This is a genomic window from Aliirhizobium wenxiniae (assembly GCF_019511445.1).
Taxonomy (GTDB): Bacteria; Pseudomonadota; Alphaproteobacteria; order Rhizobiales; family Rhizobiaceae; genus Neorhizobium; species Neorhizobium wenxiniae_A.
In genome coordinates, this window is record NZ_JAEUAN010000016.1 from 130268 (window position 1) to 145955 (window position 15688).

The following is a 15688-nucleotide window of genomic DNA, read 5'->3' on the forward strand; positions in this document are numbered from 1 at the left end:
AAGTTACCGGTGCCACTGTAGTTCGTTGATCCTAAACAACAACTTTCGAGTGTCGGGACGATTGCAATGCACAATCGCTCAAAATTTACGTAAGCTATTCAGCAACGGGGAGAGAATCGGCCGACAGGAGATGAAATTACCCGCAGATTTGACGAATCGCAGCCGATCGTGGAATTTTATCTTGTGGTAATATTCGACTGTGACCTTCGTGCAACAGAGCGCCTTTTCTCTGGCAACGCACCCGCACAATAAATCAATTGGACATCTTGGCGCATACGAAAATGCCGCACCCAGTGATGGATGCGGCATTTGACATCGATGATTCGGGTCTAAAATCAGCCGGCTTCGGCAATCCGCGTCAGCGCGATCTTGAGATTGGCAAGCTGGACCTCAAGCTCGGCATAGCGCTCGCGGTCGGCTGCAACCACTTCAGGATCGGCATTGGCAATGAACTTCTCGTTGGAAAGCTTCTTGTTCAAGCGCTCCATTTCCTGTTCCGTCTTGCCGATCGCCTTTTCGATACGCGCCTTTTCAGCAGCCAGATCGATCAGGTTGCCGAGCGGCAGGCAGACGGTCGCCTCGCCGACGACGATCTGAGCGGCACCCTTTGGTGCGCTCCCTGCCGTCTCGATGCTTTCCGCACGCGCGAGGCGCTTGATTGCTGCCTCGTGACGGCCAAGACGCGCCGAGGTCACCTCGTTGGCGCCAACGACGATCAGGGGTGCGGTAGCGGAAGGCGGGACGTTCATTTCCGAACGTGCCGAGCGCAGACCGGAGACGATATCGATCAGCCAGTTGATTTCGTCTGCCGCGCTCTCATCGGCAAAGTCGGCCGCCGGCCATTCACCATGCGCCAGAAGACCGTCACGCTCTGCCGTATGTTCCCACAGCTCTTCCGTCATGAACGGCATGAACGGATGCAGAAGCGCATAGGCCTTCTCCATGACATAGGCCATGCAGGCCTGTGCTTCCGCCTTCGCAGCCTCGTCCTCGCCCATGAAGATCGGCTTCAGCAGTTCGACATACCAGTCGCAGACTTGGTTCCAGACGAAACGGTAGAGGCCGCCTGCCGCTTCGTTGAAGCGGTAGGTCTCTATCGCCGTCGTCACTTCAACAACCGTCTTCGACAGTTCGGTGAGGATCCAGCGGTTGACCGTAAGTTTGGCGTCTTCCGGCTTGAAGGCGGCATTGCGGGCAACGCCGTTCATCTCGCCGAAGCGCGTCGCATTCCACAGCTTGGTGCCGAAATTGCGATAACCGGCGATGCGGGCCGGATCGAGCTTCACGTCCCGCCCTTGAGCCGCCATGATGGCCAGCGTGAAGCGCAGCGCGTCGGCACCGTATTCGTCGATCAGATCGAGCGGGTCGATGACGTTGCCCTTGGACTTCGACATCTTGTTGCCGTTCTTGTCGCGAACCAGCGCGTGGATGTAGATCGTGTTGAATGGCTCAACGCCGTTGCCTTCGGCGTCCTTCATGAAATGAAGGCCCATCTGCATCATGCGCACCACCCAGAACGGGATGATGTCGAAGCCGGTGACGAGCACATTGGTCGGATAATAACGCTCCAGTTCCGGCGTCTTGTCCGGCCAGCCGAGGGTCGAGAACGGCCACAGAGCCGACGAGAACCAGGTGTCGAGAACATCTTCGTCGCGGGTCAGAATTTCGCCCGGCGCGAAGTTTTCAAGCTTTTCCTGCACCCAGGCCTTCCACGGGCCTTCATGCGCCAGATAATGCTGGATTGCCGCTTCAAGCGCCTCTTCTTCGCCCTTTTCGACGAAGCATTGGCCATCCGGACCGTACCATGCGGGGATCTGGTGACCCCACCAGAGCTGGCGCGAAATGCACCAGGGCTCGATGTTTTCCAGCCAGTTGAAATAGGTCTTTTCCCAGTTCTTCGGAACGAAGTTGGTGCGGCCTTCGCGAACCGAATCGAGCGCCGGGCCAGCCAGCGCCTTGTTGTCGACGAACCACTGGTCGGTCAGCATCGGTTCGATGACGACGCCGGAACGGTCACCGAAGGGCTGCATGATCTTCTTGTTCTCGACATAGGGAATGTCGTTGCCTTCGGCATCCTTGATCGTGACGGCAAGGCCTTCGGCATTGATCGCCTCGATGATTTTTGCACGCGCGACCATTCGGTCGAGGCCGCGGTAATCGTCGGGAACGAGGTTGATCTCGTCGACATCGTTTTCGCTCGGCAACTCACCCGTCTTGGTGATTGCCTGGGCTTTTGCGGCGCAATCGGCATAAGGCTCGCCGTCATCGCGCATAGCCGCCTTCGTATCCATCAGGCGATAGAGCGGGATGTCGTTGCGCTTGGCGACCTGATAGTCGTTGAAATCATGCGCGCCGGTGATCTTGACCGCGCCTGAGCCAAAATCTTTCTCCGGATATTCGTCGGTGATGATCGGGATCAGGCGGCGATGTTCCTTCGGCCCGACCGGAATTTCACAGAGCTTGCCGACGATCGAGGCATAACGCTCATCGGTTGGGTGAACGGCAACAGCACCATCGCCCAGCATGGTTTCCGGGCGGGTGGTGGCGATCGAAATATAGTCGCGCTCTTCCGACAGTATGACGTTACCGTCGGCATCCTTCTCGACATAGGTATAGGTTTCGCCGCCAGCCAGCGGGTACTTGAAGTGCCACATATGGCCGTCGACTTCCTTGTTCTCGACTTCCATGTCGGAAATGGCCGTCTCGAATTTCGGATCCCAGTTGACCAATCGCTTGCCGCGATAGATCAGGCCTTCCTTGTAGAGCGTGACGAAAACCTCGAGCACGGCCTTGGACAGTCCCTCGTCCATGGTGAAGCGTTCACGCGACCAGTCGCAGGAAGCGCCGAGACGCTTCAACTGGTTGAAGATCAGGCCGCCGGATTCTTCCTTCCATTCCCAGACCTTGTCGACAAAAGCCTCACGGCCCATCTCGCGACGGCCGGGTAGCTTTTCGGCTGCAAGCTTGCGCTCGACGACCATCTGCGTGGCGATACCTGCATGGTCCATGCCCGGCTGCCACAACACGTCCTTGCCGCGCATGCGCTCGAAGCGGACCATGATGTCCTGCAGCGTGTTGTTGAGCGCATGGCCCATATGCAGCGAACCGGTGACGTTCGGCGGCGGGATGACGATCGTGAAGGTTTCCGCACCCGGCTTGGCATTGGCGCCGGCGCGAAAAGCATTCGCATCATCCCAGGCTTTTGCAATCTTCGGTTCGACAGCGGCGGAATCGTAGGTCTTTTCGAGCATTTCCTGACCCGTTTTTTATTTATGAATATGATGCTGGGTTGTTAAAGATGTGGGGGGTGGCAAGTCAATAAAAAAGCCGCCCCGTTGCCGGAGCGGCCTTATTGAAGAACCAATACGGCGGATCAGCGGCGCGGGCCGCGGGCGACGCGCTCGATTTCCTCGCGCACGAGACGCTCGACCAGCGTCGGCAGATTGTCGTCCAGCCATTCCTGAAGCATCGGGCGCAGCATGTCCTGCGCCATTTCTTCCACCGAGCGACGTTCCAGCCCGTCGAATACTTCAGCAAGTTCACCAAAGGACCGCGCGACCTGGGCGCCGGCTGCCTCTGAAAGCAGACCCGCCATGGCGGCAACCGACGTTACCGGCTGCGCAGGTTCCGGCTTGGCTTCCACCGGAGTGGGATGGGCCGATGTTTCTGCCGGTTCAGACCTGTTTGTCTCAAGAGCCGTCACATCCTCAATGGACGCGGATCGCGCCGGCTGCAGAATTTCTTCATCAACAACACGCGCGGTTTCAGCCAACATCGGAGCACTGGGCTGTACCGTGTCCGCGGAACCGAACGAGGGTCGAAGCTCGGGCAATTGCAAAGCAATGACCGGCGCCGAAGGCTCCTTGAAACTGGCCTGCGTTACAGTTTCGGCGCCAAGAGGCATCGTGTCGCGGGCCAGGGACGACCCCGCATCCGAGGCCGCACCGGCGCGTGACGCCGCCATATCCTGATGGCGTACCGAGGCGGCACGAACCCGGGCTGCGACATCGGCAAGCGACAACGACTTTTCTGCAGCGGCGGGCGCGGCAACCAGTTCCGGCCGCGGAGAAAATTCCGACTGACGCGGCAGGCCTGCATCATTGGCCGCAAGATCAGGCGCGAAAGCCGCAGGACCGTCAAAGCTTTCGATCTCGTCGTCATCGAATGCAGACACGTCTTCCTGCAGGGCTGCCTCCGAACCCGGATCATTGCTTTCAATGATCCGACGGATCGACGCCAATATCTCCTCCATGGAGGGTTCTCGCGCTACATTTGGCTGAGCCATTTCGTCCTCGCAGTTGCCGAGTGCTGCCGTCAAAAGCGTGACGCGATCCCTAAGATCAGCTGATCACGCTTTAACTCATTGTTTTATCGCATGTCGTTACCGCAAAACCGCTGCACACTTTTCGCGACACGCTTTAAACGACGGTGGTAAACTCGCCGCTTAGTGTAAGGGCTTGGCGAGAAGACACAATGTGACGAGGGTTGGCAAAGACCGCGATACACAGGTTTTGCACAGCCATTGAGTCTCCCGTGCAACAGATGCAACCAATCTGAAACGAAAAAGGGGCGCCATGCGCCCCCGTGATGTGATTGATCAGATCGATATCAAAAAACGAATTCCTTGGCCTTGGTGAAGCCCGGCAAAGGCTTGATCGAAAGATTGAAACGGGAGCTTTCAGAAATCGCGCCGCGCTCCTTGAGCAGGATCTTGGCCTCCGCCGCATTGCCGTAGCCTATGACGGCAACGAGCCGTCCGCCATCGGCCAGCTGATCGAGAAGTGCCGATGGGACTTCCTCGACTGCGCCATTAACGAAGATGAGATCGTAGGGTGCCGCATCCGAATACCCCTTGTTCAGCTCCCCGGTGACGACCGTCGCGTTCTGACAGTCGAGCGCCTTCAGATTGCGGCTCGCCTGTTCGGCGAGCGCCGGATCGCTTTCGAGCGCAGTTACCGATCCGGCCAGATGCGAGAGAATGGCCGCAACATAACCGCTGCCGGTTCCGACATCGAGAACCCGATCCGTCTTGGTGATTTCGGCTGCCTGAAGTTGCTTTGCCAGAGGCGAAGCTTCCATAAGATAGCGCCCCGGCGCCAGCTCGATATCCGTATCGAGATAGGCCAGCTGCTTTGCCTTTTCGGGCACAAAGGCTTCCCTCGGCACGGCAAGAAACGCCCGCAGAACGGAATGCGACGTTACGTCAGTTGTCCGGATCTGGTTCTCCACCATCTTTATCCGGGCGGCTTCGAAATCTACCATGTGCCTGCGCCTCGTATCCTGTCTATCGACCGTATTACTGGCGCAGGCACAGGGTTTCAAGACGGTGCGTGGCGGGTCGATAAAAAAGCTGCATTCACCCGCTCAAATCCCGCCAAGGGAAGATGGCGCAACGCAACGCAGACCGCTTGGGTCATGACAATGACATCATGAATGCGGTCGCAGCGGCTCGTTGAGTTTCTTCGCTGCGAGATAATCCTGTTCATAGGATGTGCGCAGACCGCATGATCCGTCGACCTTAGCCTGGCCGGCAATCGCTGCTGCAAACAATCCGTCCGGATAAGTGCCTGTCCCTTCCATATCGGCAACAGGCGGACGAAATGCGTTGGCGAATTTGGTGAGCATGATCCGATCCTCCATTCACGTCATTACGGCCATAAAGCCAATCAAAGCGCCTTCGGTTCCAGGCTGGGCCAAAGAAGTTAAAAATTAACCATAGTACGTGGCGAGACTTGGTTCGTTGCATGAAGTTTCTGCGACAACGGATGCGACAAGAAAAATGTGAAGATTGGCGTTCAAGGCGCTTGCGCGACAATTCGATTCGTTCTAAACGCCCCGTCACACACCGCAAACTACTGCATGGATGGCCTCGTGGCGGAGTGGTGACGCAGAGGACTGCAAATCCTCGTACCCCGGTTCAATTCCGGGCGAGGCCTCCAATTCCTTCCAAGCAATGACGTAACCGATTGCCAACACTGAACAGTTTTTCAGGTGTGGCGATATGGGCTTCAAACGTTCTGTCACACCAAATCAAGGTGTGGCGCTCCGTTCCCAATCCCCCATTTTCCGTCCTCCCTATTTGCATCATCGAGAAACGGCGGCCGATCTCGGTGCCGAAGTAAGATAACACTCGCCTTCACCAGCAGTGAGGCCTGCATGGGAAAGCCGACCGAGGCCATTCGTTTAACTCAATATTTACAGTCCCCATTGGCCATTCCTTAAAGCGGTCGGCCTATTCATGTGCGAAGCGGCGATGTTGCCGCCAGTGCCTTTCTTTCAGAAGGATCGCCATGACGGCGATGATCGACATGAAGCTGACCTTATCAGACGCCTTTGCTGCGTTCGCGACAATCGTTTCGCTCTCCGCCATACTTTATGTTCTACACATGGTTCTAGCGTTCTTCTAACGCCCGCGGCGCGCCCTCAGATTTGTTTTTGGCCTTAATTCCTTGCTTCTTTCTGCAGGCAAACCTCCCGAAATAGGTGCGCATTTTCGGGAAGTTTTCATGCAGACGCCTCAGGCCTGCAACCTCCTGTCGCGATCGAAAAGCGACATTAGCCAAGCGGCCTCATCGCCAGCGACAGCCGGACGCCCTGACACATCCTCAGCAGGTGCTCCCGCCCCTTTGCCAACTCACCCCTTTCGGACGGCTCAAATCCTGATCCTGCGGCATTTTGCCGGATAGCATCTTTTTGCATCAACCGGACGTTGATGATAATATTGAAGACATACTCGGCGGGGGAAGGCGCCAGGTATCGAAAATGCAGCAGGAGGAGACTGGCATGCATTACGTGGAATTCTTCACATCCATCAATCCGATTGTTTTGGGCGTTCTGGCCGTGGTCATCATTTGCGGCATCTACGACCATTGGCTCGAGACCCATCAGAAATAGAAAAACCGCAGCATATTCGACTTCACTCTATCCGTTTCCCGCGAGGGTAGGAGCCTGGACTTTGCTTGACGTATTGTTGCTGCTATCCATTGCCACCCCTGCGGCGGCAATGGAGTATGCTTTTGCACGATAAATTCGACTTTCAGGATACCAGCACCTCACTGAGCGAAACGCTTCGAGACCTGATCAAAGGCATTCAGGGACCGACGGTTTCCCTGAGGGACCTGATGGAGCGGATCGGCGAACAGGGATTGCTGCTGGTCTGCGCGATTGCCTCCCTGCCCTTTCTCATTCCAGTTTCCATTCCCGGCGTCAGCACCGTATTCGGGGCCGCCATCATTCTCATCAGTATTGCGATCACATTGAACCGGATGCCCTGGCTGCCCAGCAAGATCCTGGATCGCCAACTCGATACACAGAAGCTTGTCCCTGCTCTGGACAAAGGCGCCAACATCGTGTCCCGCCTTGATCGCTTTCTGAAGCCGCGCATGCGTGCGCTTACCACCGGAGCCACGGTCAATCGGCTTAACGGACTTGCAATCACGCTTGCCGGCGTTCTGCTGATGTTTCCCTTGGGCCTTATTCCCTTCTCGAACACACTTCCCGGCATCGCCATTCTGCTGCTTTCCGCAGGCATATTACAGCGGGATGGCGCAGTCGTGCTCGCAGGTCACCTCTTCAATCTGATCACGATCGTCTACTTCGGCATTTTAGCCTATGCAGCCTTCAGCGCTGGCCAGGGCCTCGCGACATTCTTCAGCTGACAAGATCGCCGACCACAACCAAAGAGCAATCCCGGCATGGCGCGGCTATGTCGGGATTTTTTATTGCAGGTTCAATCTCAACTGGATCCCCTTGGGGATGGTCGGCTTGCGCAGCGAGGCAATATGCACCCGTTCGTAAACCTCCCTGCGCTCTCTGTCCTGGCGCTCCCGCAAAGCACGGGATGCTGCAACCATGGCAAGGGCACGTTCTGCGACTTCTTCGGCACGTTTCATCTGCACCTCCATCTTGTTCACTATATGTTCCATATTTTCCGTATCGAGTCAACATGGCTGCTTTTACGGATCGAAATGTTTGCGGCTCTTGCGGAACTCACGCAGCAACCGAGCATGTCTGCGGCAACTGACTTGTCGCGCTGGTGACAAAAGCCGGGGGTGGTTCAAATGATTGAACTGGGAACAAAGCAGGTCGCGGGGTCGGAATATGGGCCGGCAGAACCGGGCACGTCCGTGTCACAGTAGAGACATGTGAATTGGCTAAAGCACTTCGCGATCTTTCAGATTCGCTCGCCGTGCTTTAGCTTTTTTTTGCTTTTGCGCATGTCTTCATCCCGAAACCGGTGACCACTTTCGGGAGACATGCTGTAGAAAATAAAAAAGCCTCGTTTCATGATATTCATGAAAACGAGGCTTCTTTGAAACTGGCTCCCCGGGCCGGATTCGAACCGGCGACCTGTCGATTAACAGTCGAATGCTCTACCGCTGAGCTACCAGGGAACACCGCGTCGCGGCGTGTGCGGCGGGTAATACGCATGCTTTTCCGATTTGCCAAGCGGTTTTTTGAAAAAAAGCGAAATTCCTTGTTTAATCCCCAACTCCTCCCCATTTCGCTGGCAGATATCGTGTGTTTTCAAAGGGATTTCTGACTGAATGGTTGCAGCACCGCATAAACGGCATTTCGGCATAGACCCGCGAAGCGGCAAACTGGCGCTCGGTACGTGGCGAATCCCGATGCCGAGATCCCGTGTCGGGCGTATCGGCCTGGGGTCTGCGCTTATGGTTGGAGGGGCCTTGGGATTTCTTCCCGTGCTCGGCTTCTGGATGCTGCCACTCGGTTTCGTCGTTCTGTCGAACGACATATCCTTTATCCGGCGCAGACGCCGCCGGATGGTCATATGGTGGTCGCGGCGCAAGGGGCAGCCAAGCTCAGGCTCCGCTACTCCGCCCCGGCGGACGAATGACGAATGATGCCGATCACCTGCAAATTCTCCGGAGACAGCAGACAGCACGTGCGATTTCTACACAATCGCCTCTATGCGGCAACTTAGCCCAAGGGGCACAGCCTAAACGAGAAAAAATTCGTAGCGGCAACGGATCGCGCGGTGTAGGCTCAGCGTTATTCGAGGCTGAGCACTGGGAGGATCGTTCATGCCGCAGGGAAATTGGCAAAAGCCGGTTCAGATCGCATTCGGAAATCAAGGGACAGAAACGATCAGCAGCCCATCCGAGGCATTGCTGGTGCTGACCGATCGATGGCCTGATCTGCGCGGTCCACAGTTCGTCAAGGCGCGCAGTTGTTGCCGCGCGGCTCTTGATGGGCGTCGCACATCTGAAGAGGCCCGACTGCAATTCGAGCAGGCGGTCAGCGAGGCGCAACTCCACGTCAATTAAGGCTTGCGCCCTCAAGCTTCCGTAACCGGCCGCATTTGCTCGTCGGAGAGGTGCTGTCGCGTATGGAGGTCGCGCTAAATCGATACACAAATCCAGGCGACTTAGCTCGCCTGGTCACCTGTAATGCAGGCATCCCGCAGGCGGCCATAGCTTCATCATCGAAGACACGGGTCGGGAGAGATTATACGCCGATTATGTCGCCCAGCATCCGGAATGTCGGACCACTCAGGGTGATCGGCGCCAACAAAACCGAGAAGCACAGGCAAGGGTGATCTGTCCCCGCCACAGGACGATGGATGATCGTTTCGTCGGCGACGGAGACATCGCCTTGTGAAAACGCTCCTCTTTGGTCGTGAAACTGTCCCTGCAATACCAGCGTGAGTTCAAGTCCACGATGGTGATGATGCGGCAGGGCGCGACCTGGTCTTGCCCATAGAAGGCTGGCCTCCATACCGGAAGACTTTTCGATCACATGCTGCTTGAGACCGGGCAGCTTTGTTTTCCAGGGAACATCCTCAAGATTCCGCCCTGCATAGGAACGCAGGTAATACGGAAGCGGATCGTCGCGCCTCGTCGTTGATGGCTGCACCTCGATCTCCGGTTCTGATTCCAGGATAGCCTTCAAACGATCCGCGGATGACGACAGCTTGCTGGGCTTGGCATCATCAAGGCCTTGCCCTGCCAGCATCTCCAATTGGCCGGCCAATCGTCCCGAAGACGGCTGCATCTCGAGATGTGAGCCCACGAGGATATGCGCCGGCTCCGGCAGGCAACCGGCGACGTAATGCGCAACAAGCAAATCCAGTCGTTCGAGGTTCAGCAACATGTCTGTTGTCAAATCTAGAGGCGTATCGACACAACGTAAAGATGGTAGATTTCAGGGGTACGTCTAATCGGATCACAAAATCGCGCCTGTGGTTCTCCGCCCACTCAATCACAAGCGTTTGGAGGCTTGGTGAAGGTTTTTGCGTGGCTCGCCGTGAAGCGGCAGTGCTTTTCGCCTGAACCGACAAGCTGAGAACGGATTTTCTTGCGCTGGAGTGCTTGTCCGTGGAAAAGACGCTGATTAAATCAGCCAAAAAGGCGTGTCATCATGGTTTCCTATCCCAACGTCATCGACATCATCGGCAACACACCGCTCATCCGGTTGAAGGACGCTTCGGAACAGACCGGCTGCGAAATTCTCGGCAAGGCAGAATTTCTCAATCCCGGCCAGTCGGTAAAGGACAGGGCCGCGCTTTTCATCATCCGCGATGCCGAGCGAAAGGGACTGCTGAAGCCCGGCGGTGTAATCGTCGAGGGGACGGCTGGCAATACCGGTATCGGCCTGACGCTTGTTGCAAAGGCCCTCGGATACCGGACGGTCATCGTCATTCCCGAGACCCAGAGCCAGGAGAAGAAGGATGCGCTGAAACTTCTCGGCGCCGAGCTGGTCGAGGTTCCGGCGGTTCCCTACAAGAACCCCAATAATTACGTGAAGGTTTCCGGCCGGCTTGCCGAGCAACTGGCCAAGACCGAACCTGCCGGCGCGATCTGGGCGAACCAGTTCGACAACATCGCCAACAGGCAGGCGCATATCGAGACGACAGCACCGGAAATCTGGGAACAGACCGGTGGCAAGGTGGACGGTTTCATCTGCTCGGTCGGATCCGGCGGAACGCTGGTCGGCACGGCGATAGGCCTGAAAGCCAAGAATTCCGCCATCAAGATCGGCATTGCCGATCCCGAGGGTGCAGCGCTTTATGAATATTACGCGCATGGCGAACTGAAATCGGAAGGCAACTCGATCACCGAAGGCATCGGCCAGGGCCGGATCACCGCCAATCTCGAAGGCTTCACCCCGGACTTTTCCTATCGCATCTCCGACGCGGAGGCCCTGCCCTATATTTTCGACCTCGTGGAAACCGAAGGGCTTTGCCTCGGCGGATCGTCCGGCATCAATATTGCCGGTGCGATCAGGCTTGCCAGGGATCTCGGGCCGGGACACACGATCGTCACCGTGCTTTGCGACTATGGCAACCGCTATCAATCCAAACTTTTCAACCCCGATTTCCTGAAGTCGAAGAGCCTGCCACTGCCGAAATGGCTGACGCAGAAGCGGAATATTCCCGTGCCTTTCGAGACTGTCTGAAAACATATCCGCGAGCACCCGATGCCCTCCCAGCTGCTTTACCGTGACGACTTCTATCTGACCACGACAGAGGCCGTCGTGACGGCCGTGCATGAGGATGGCGGGATCGAGTTCGATCGCACCTGTTTTTACGCGACATCCGGCGGACAGCCCGGCGATACCGGCTTTCTCGATCGGGCGGACGGGAGCCGTATCCTGCTCGGCCAGACCAGGCATGGCGCAACGAAAGACATCGTCATCCACATGCCGCTCGAAGGCGAGGCCCAACCTCGGGTCGGAGAGACGGTGACGCTTTCGATCGACTGGCCGCGCCGCTTCAACCTGATGCGGATGCACACCGCCTGCCATCTGCTTTCGGTCGTCTGCCAGTATCCGATCACGGGGGCTGCCGTCGGCGAGGAGGAATCGCGGGTCGATTTCGACATGACCGACACGATCGACAAGGACGATGTGACGGCAAGGCTGATGGAACTCGTCGACGCGGATCATCCGGTCACTCTGCAATGGATTACCGACGACGAGCTTTCGGCAAATCCGGGCATCGTGAAGTCGAAAAACGTGCGCCCGCCGGTCGGTCTCGGACGCGTCAGCCTGGTCTGTATCGGCAAAGATTCCAGCGTTGACAGCCAGCCCTGCGGCGGCACACATGTGGCAAGAACAGCCGAGATCGGGGCGATCCATATCGCCAGGATCGAGAAGAAGGGCAAAGAGAACCGCCGTTTCAGGATCCGGTTCGGCGAGCCCGAAGCAAAGGCCTGAAGAGGCCGAGGGAGAGATCATATGAGCGAAGCTAATGAAACGCAGACAAGCCGCTTCGTGGTTTCGTCCGACTGGCTGGCTAGGGAGCTTGGCGCGCCGGACCTGAAGGTGATCGACGCCTCCTTCTACCTGCCGGCACAGGGCCGCAATGCCGATGCCGAATATCTGGCCGGGCATATTCCCGGCGCCATCCGCTTCGATCACGACAAGGTAGCCGATCATTCGACAGGTCTTCCGCATATGGTCCCTGCCCCGGAGGTCTTTGCCGAGGCCGTCGGCAAGATGGGGATCAGCGAGACTGACCGGATTGTCGTTTATGACGGTCCCGGCATTTTTTCCGCGCCGCGCGGCTGGTGGCTTTTCCGGATCATGGGTGCGAGGCAAGTCTTCGTGCTCGATGGCGGTCTCGACGGCTGGAAGGCCGAAGGACGACCTCTGGAGACCGACGCTCCCACCCATCCGATCGCCACGTTCAAGGCCGATCTGCGCCTCGACAAGGTGATCGATTTTCGCGAGATGCTGTCGATCGTCGTCGATGGCAAGCGGCAGATTGCCGATGCCCGCAGCGCCGGACGGTTTGCCGCGACCGAACTTGAGACCCGGCCGGGGCTGCGATCCGGCCATATGCCGGGCGCACGCAGCCTTCCTTCCGGCACGTTTTCGGCCAATGGCAAGCTGCGCAGCCTGCCGGAACTGCGCCAAGCGATCGAGGATGCCGGGATCGATTTCGGTCAGCCGATCGTCACCACCTGCGGATCGGGCATCACTGCCGCGATTATCACGCTGGCGCTCGAATCGCTCGGGCACGAAGATAACGCGCTCTATGACGGTTCCTGGACCGAATGGGGCGCTCGCGAGGAAGCGCCGGTCGTGACCGGCCCGCCGGATGCGCGGTAGACCGGAACAGTTTTCATGACAGAGAAGCCTCTCCCGCTGACGGTTCGTGTCACCCGGCTCGAAATGACGGCCGCACCGCGTAACAGCCTTCCGGTTCCGGTCAATGTCCAGACGGCGATCATGCGGTCGCCGGAGATACCGCTGCATTTCTACCGCTATCTCTACCGGCAGGTGGGCAAGCGCTGGCACTGGTATGAGCGCCTTAAGCTCAGTGACGAGGAACTGGTTGCGATCATTCACAGCAAGCAGGTTTCGATCAGCGTGCTTTATGTCGACGGCGCGCCGGCGGGTTTCTTCGAGCTTGCCAAGCAGGATGACGATGTTGTCGAACTTTCCTATTTCGGCCTGTTCGAACGGGCGATCGGGCTTGGCATCGGCAAGTGGTTCCTGCTGCAGGCGCTTTATGCAGCCTGGCGGGACAACCCTTCGAAAGTCACCGTGACCACCAATAATCTCGATCATCCGCGGGCGATCCAGCTCTACCAGATGATGGGCTTTTCGCCGGTCGGCACCAGCGAAGAAACGATCCTGCCGATGACGGATGCGGAGCTTCTGAAGGCCCTCGACGGGTAACCTTCCAAGCCGGCAAGAAACGGGTGGCGGACCTGAAGGGTTAGCGACATCACAGGGCTTTTCCAGTTTCAGGAGATGCCCGTGACGACGATCCGATTTCATGCCATGCCGACCGTTGACGCCGAAACGCTTTGGAGCGGTGGAGAAGACGCCTATGGAAACCGGCCGGAGACAATGGTTTCCGATGGACCCGGCCATCCCTGCCGCCACTGCCTGCAGAATATCGACGCGGGACAGAGACTGCTCGTTATTGCCTATCGGCCGTTTCCCGCGCTGCAACCCTATGCGGAGACCGGGCCGATCTTTCTGCATGCGGCGCCCTGCCCGCGTTATGCCTGCGAGGAGGCCTTGCCGCCGATCCTTTCCAGCCCTGACTATATCGTTCGGGGATACGGTTCTGACGATCGCATCGTCTACGGTTCTGGCGCGGTGACGCCGACCGAGGATATCCCGGCACGCGCAAGCGCCTTGTTCGAGCGGCATGAGATTGCCTATGTGCATGTGCGCTCGGCCCGCAACAATTGCTATCAGTGCCGGATAGACAGAGCTTGAGGTGATGCAGAGCCTGCCGTCTGAACGACGAATGGACTCCGCCCTTGGTGCTTGAGCGTTTTTCTCGTTTCGGCCGGGACACGTCGGGTGCCTCGAATTGATTTTTATAAATGACACTCGGCGTGTCCCGTTCGGTGTGTTTTTCCACGCAACTCCGGTCCGTCTGCGGCGACCGGGCTGATGTCCTTGCGGACTGCCGGCCGGTATGTGTGCGACACACGCACGTCCCCTGCGATGAGGAGAGGCAGACCATTTTCTGCGCGGCCCCGGATGTTCCACCTGCATAAGGGCGGTTCCTCCGATCACCGGCCCCGCCTCGCCGGTTATGCGGACCGGTGTAGCCGAAGCGGAACGGGGACATTGTAGGCACGGGTTTTGAGGGCGGGGACGAGAAGCTGGTTAAGTGGTTGGGATTGTTGGGTTGGGTGGCGGATTTCATCCACGCTTGTGGCGGCGGCATGCCCCTCATCCGCCTGCCGGCACCTTCTCCCCGTAATGACGGGGAGAAGGAGGCTCGTGGCAAGGTCTTGCCCCAATATCCAAGGTCGAACTGGGCACGTCCCCTCTCCCCGCATGCGGGGAGAGGGTTAGGGTGAGGGGCAAGCGGCTTGCGATGGCGTGGTGTTCGTAAATGCGAGAAAGTCGACATTGCCAGTATCAGTTCTGGCTCCGGTCTTCCGTTCCGTCACGATCGAGATCCTCAGCCATCTGCAGCAGAAGCTTGACGAGATCGCCGGCTTTCTTTTCGTCCGTCGCCAGCTTGGCCGCAATCACTTCGCGCAGGTTGAGAAGCGCTGCATCGACGCTGCGCGGCAGGTCGGGGCCTTGTTCGCGGCGTTGATGATGCTCGCTGCGTTCCTGGCGCTGCTTGATGCGTTCCGCAAGCTCGGAAAGCCTGCCGAGGATGGTAGAGGCAAAGCTGCGGTTTTCTTCTAGATGCGCCCTGCCCTCTTCGGTGATGGCGTAACGCTTCTTGTTGCCATCCGCTTCCGAGACAACATAACCGGCTTCTTCAAGATAGGTCAGCGTCGGATAGATGACCCCGGGGCTCGGAGCGTAAAAGCCGTAGGTCATGTCCTCGATATGCTTGATGATCTCGTAGCCGTGGCGCGGTTCCTTTTCGATCAGCGCCAGAACCAGAAGGCGGAGATCGCCCTGCATCAGGAAACGGCCGATACGACCATCGCCTTCATCACCGAAACCATGGCCGCCGCCTCGCCCGCCACGGCCGGGACCACCAAAACCGCGGCCGAACGGCCCGCCGCGCGCGGCGAAGATTTCCTCAAAGCCCTTGTGACCTCCACGACCACCACGTTCGCCGCATCGATCACGGCCATCAAATCTGTGTCCAAACATTTTTGTCTCCTTAGAGTGTCTTTCGATATATCTAAAGATAGTCGACACAGCGCCAAACGCAAGGTCTTAGATATATCTAAATCATATCGATTTGATTTCGCGGACGAAAAAACGCCGGGCACTATCGCACCCG

At 57.7% G+C, this 15688-nt stretch carries 17 protein-coding genes and 2 tRNA genes; 9 read left to right on the plus strand and 10 right to left on the minus strand.

Translation table 11 applies throughout. The features are described from left to right. Positions 1 to 335 precede the first annotated feature (335 nt). The 4 genes from JNB91_RS19625 to JNB91_RS19640 all read right to left on the minus strand — a co-directional run bounded on the left by JNB91_RS19625 (position 336) and on the right by JNB91_RS19640 (position 5625). Positions 336 to 3251: a valine--tRNA ligase gene (locus tag JNB91_RS19625; protein WP_220327163.1), complete on the minus strand. Its 2916-nt coding sequence runs from the start codon at positions 3249 to 3251 to the stop codon at positions 336 to 338. A 122-nt stretch (positions 3252 to 3373) separates the two neighbouring features. After that, positions 3374 to 4285, minus strand: coding sequence for a PopZ family protein (locus tag JNB91_RS19630; RefSeq protein ID WP_220327164.1), 912 nt, complete (start codon positions 4283 to 4285; stop codon positions 3374 to 3376). Positions 4286 to 4608: 323 nt separating this feature from the next. Next, positions 4609 to 5262: a protein-L-isoaspartate O-methyltransferase family protein gene (locus JNB91_RS19635; RefSeq protein WP_220327165.1), complete on the minus strand. Its 654-nt coding sequence runs from the start codon at positions 5260 to 5262 to the stop codon at positions 4609 to 4611. A gap of 165 nt (positions 5263 to 5427) precedes the next feature. Continuing rightward, positions 5428 to 5625 (minus strand): hypothetical protein, encoded by a 198-nt coding sequence (locus JNB91_RS19640; RefSeq protein ID WP_220327166.1) that lies wholly within the window; start codon positions 5623 to 5625, stop codon positions 5428 to 5430. 240 nt (positions 5626 to 5865) lie between these two features. On the opposite strand from JNB91_RS19640, the gene JNB91_RS19645 reads away from it, so the two are divergent. Continuing rightward, positions 5866 to 5939 (plus strand) — tRNA-Cys (locus tag JNB91_RS19645). 293 nt (positions 5940 to 6232) lie between these two features. Here the strand turns inward: JNB91_RS19645 and JNB91_RS19650 are convergent. Further along, a complete protein-coding gene (locus tag JNB91_RS19650) occupies positions 6233 to 6370 on the minus strand; it encodes a hypothetical protein (RefSeq protein ID WP_220327167.1) in 138 nt (45 codons plus the stop codon). A gap of 185 nt (positions 6371 to 6555) precedes the next feature. Next, positions 6556 to 6885, minus strand: a complete 330-nt coding sequence (locus JNB91_RS19655; RefSeq protein WP_220327168.1) for a hypothetical protein — start codon at positions 6883 to 6885, stop codon at positions 6556 to 6558. Between the two features lie 125 nt (positions 6886 to 7010). Between JNB91_RS19655 and JNB91_RS19660 the strand changes: the two genes are divergently transcribed. After that, the gene (locus JNB91_RS19660; protein ID WP_430736323.1) at positions 7011 to 7658 is read left to right on the plus strand and encodes an exopolysaccharide biosynthesis protein; all 648 of its coding nucleotides are present in this window, start codon (positions 7011 to 7013) and stop codon (positions 7656 to 7658) included. Between the two features lie 60 nt (positions 7659 to 7718). Here the strand turns inward: JNB91_RS19660 and JNB91_RS19665 are convergent, their stop codons facing one another. Both JNB91_RS19665 and JNB91_RS19670 read right to left on the minus strand, forming a co-directional pair. Then, positions 7719 to 7892, minus strand: coding sequence for a hypothetical protein (locus tag JNB91_RS19665; RefSeq protein ID WP_220327169.1), 174 nt, complete (start codon positions 7890 to 7892; stop codon positions 7719 to 7721). A gap of 426 nt (positions 7893 to 8318) precedes the next feature. Further along, positions 8319 to 8393 (minus strand) — tRNA-Asn (locus tag JNB91_RS19670). Positions 8394 to 8546: 153 nt separating this feature from the next. Between JNB91_RS19670 and JNB91_RS30835 the strand changes: the two genes are divergently transcribed. Both JNB91_RS30835 and JNB91_RS19675 read left to right on the plus strand, forming a co-directional pair. Next, on the plus strand, positions 8547 to 8864 hold the full coding sequence (locus JNB91_RS30835; protein WP_223218283.1) for a hypothetical protein: 318 nt from the start codon (positions 8547 to 8549) through the stop codon (positions 8862 to 8864). A gap of 180 nt (positions 8865 to 9044) precedes the next feature. Beyond that, a complete protein-coding gene (locus JNB91_RS19675; RefSeq protein WP_220327170.1) occupies positions 9045 to 9287 on the plus strand; it encodes a DUF982 domain-containing protein in 243 nt (80 codons plus the stop codon). Positions 9288 to 9468: 181 nt separating this feature from the next. Here the strand turns inward: JNB91_RS19675 and JNB91_RS19680 are convergent, their stop codons facing one another. Further along, positions 9469 to 10113 (minus strand): ChrR family anti-sigma-E factor, encoded by a 645-nt coding sequence (locus tag JNB91_RS19680; protein ID WP_220327171.1) that lies wholly within the window; start codon positions 10111 to 10113, stop codon positions 9469 to 9471. Positions 10114 to 10380: 267 nt separating this feature from the next. Between JNB91_RS19680 and JNB91_RS19685 the strand changes: the two genes are divergently transcribed. The 5 genes from JNB91_RS19685 (at position 10381) to JNB91_RS19705 (ending at position 14199) form a co-directional block, all read left to right on the plus strand. After that, positions 10381 to 11418 (plus strand): cysteine synthase A, encoded by a 1038-nt coding sequence (locus JNB91_RS19685; RefSeq protein ID WP_220327172.1) that lies wholly within the window; start codon positions 10381 to 10383, stop codon positions 11416 to 11418. Positions 11419 to 11439: 21 nt separating this feature from the next. After that, positions 11440 to 12177 (plus strand): alanyl-tRNA editing protein, encoded by a 738-nt coding sequence (locus JNB91_RS19690; RefSeq protein ID WP_220327173.1) that lies wholly within the window; start codon positions 11440 to 11442, stop codon positions 12175 to 12177. 21 nt (positions 12178 to 12198) lie between these two features. After that, on the plus strand, positions 12199 to 13074 hold the full coding sequence (gene sseA, locus JNB91_RS19695; RefSeq protein ID WP_220327174.1) for a 3-mercaptopyruvate sulfurtransferase: 876 nt from the start codon (positions 12199 to 12201) through the stop codon (positions 13072 to 13074). A 15-nt stretch (positions 13075 to 13089) separates the two neighbouring features. After that, positions 13090 to 13647, plus strand: a complete 558-nt coding sequence (locus JNB91_RS19700; protein WP_220327175.1) for a GNAT family N-acetyltransferase — start codon at positions 13090 to 13092, stop codon at positions 13645 to 13647. 81 nt (positions 13648 to 13728) lie between these two features. Further along, positions 13729 to 14199, plus strand: coding sequence for a DUF1203 domain-containing protein (locus tag JNB91_RS19705; RefSeq protein WP_220327176.1), 471 nt, complete (start codon positions 13729 to 13731; stop codon positions 14197 to 14199). 657 nt (positions 14200 to 14856) lie between these two features. Here the strand turns inward: JNB91_RS19705 and JNB91_RS19710 are convergent. After that, positions 14857 to 15555, minus strand: a complete 699-nt coding sequence (locus JNB91_RS19710; RefSeq protein WP_220327177.1) for a PadR family transcriptional regulator — start codon at positions 15553 to 15555, stop codon at positions 14857 to 14859. Positions 15556 to 15688 lie beyond the last annotated feature (133 nt).

What these genes read in the sequence shown, in the direction of transcription:
- JNB91_RS19675 (WP_220327170.1), top strand. Translation starts at nt 9,045, where the DNA reads ATGCCGCAGGGAAATTGGCAAAAGCCGGTTCAGATCGCATTCGGAAAT.
- JNB91_RS19665 (WP_220327169.1), bottom strand. Translation starts at nt 7,892, where the DNA reads ATGAAACGTGCCGAAGAAGTCGCAGAACGTGCCCTTGCCATGGTTGCA.
- JNB91_RS19710 (WP_220327177.1), bottom strand. Translation starts at nt 15,555, where the DNA reads ATGTTTGGACACAGATTTGATGGCCGTGATCGATGCGGCGAACGTGGT.
- JNB91_RS19660 (WP_430736323.1), top strand. Translation starts at nt 7,011, where the DNA reads ATGCTTTTGCACGATAAATTCGACTTTCAGGATACCAGCACCTCACTG.
- JNB91_RS19640 (WP_220327166.1), bottom strand. Translation starts at nt 5,625, where the DNA reads ATGCTCACCAAATTCGCCAACGCATTTCGTCCGCCTGTTGCCGATATG.
- JNB91_RS19685 (WP_220327172.1), top strand. Translation starts at nt 10,381, where the DNA reads ATGGTTTCCTATCCCAACGTCATCGACATCATCGGCAACACACCGCTC.
- sseA (WP_220327174.1), top strand. Translation starts at nt 12,199, where the DNA reads ATGAGCGAAGCTAATGAAACGCAGACAAGCCGCTTCGTGGTTTCGTCC.
- JNB91_RS19630 (WP_220327164.1), bottom strand. Translation starts at nt 4,285, where the DNA reads ATGGCTCAGCCAAATGTAGCGCGAGAACCCTCCATGGAGGAGATATTG.
- JNB91_RS19690 (WP_220327173.1), top strand. Translation starts at nt 11,440, where the DNA reads ATGCCCTCCCAGCTGCTTTACCGTGACGACTTCTATCTGACCACGACA.
- JNB91_RS19635 (WP_220327165.1), bottom strand. Translation starts at nt 5,262, where the DNA reads ATGGTAGATTTCGAAGCCGCCCGGATAAAGATGGTGGAGAACCAGATC.
- JNB91_RS30835 (WP_223218283.1), top strand. Translation starts at nt 8,547, where the DNA reads ATGGTTGCAGCACCGCATAAACGGCATTTCGGCATAGACCCGCGAAGC.
- JNB91_RS19680 (WP_220327171.1), bottom strand. Translation starts at nt 10,113, where the DNA reads ATGTTGCTGAACCTCGAACGACTGGATTTGCTTGTTGCGCATTACGTC.
- JNB91_RS19700 (WP_220327175.1), top strand. Translation starts at nt 13,090, where the DNA reads ATGACAGAGAAGCCTCTCCCGCTGACGGTTCGTGTCACCCGGCTCGAA.
- JNB91_RS19650 (WP_220327167.1), bottom strand. Translation starts at nt 6,370, where the DNA reads ATGGCGGAGAGCGAAACGATTGTCGCGAACGCAGCAAAGGCGTCTGAT.
- JNB91_RS19655 (WP_220327168.1), bottom strand. Translation starts at nt 6,885, where the DNA reads ATGGGTCTCGAGCCAATGGTCGTAGATGCCGCAAATGATGACCACGGC.
- JNB91_RS19625 (WP_220327163.1), bottom strand. Translation starts at nt 3,251, where the DNA reads ATGCTCGAAAAGACCTACGATTCCGCCGCTGTCGAACCGAAGATTGCA.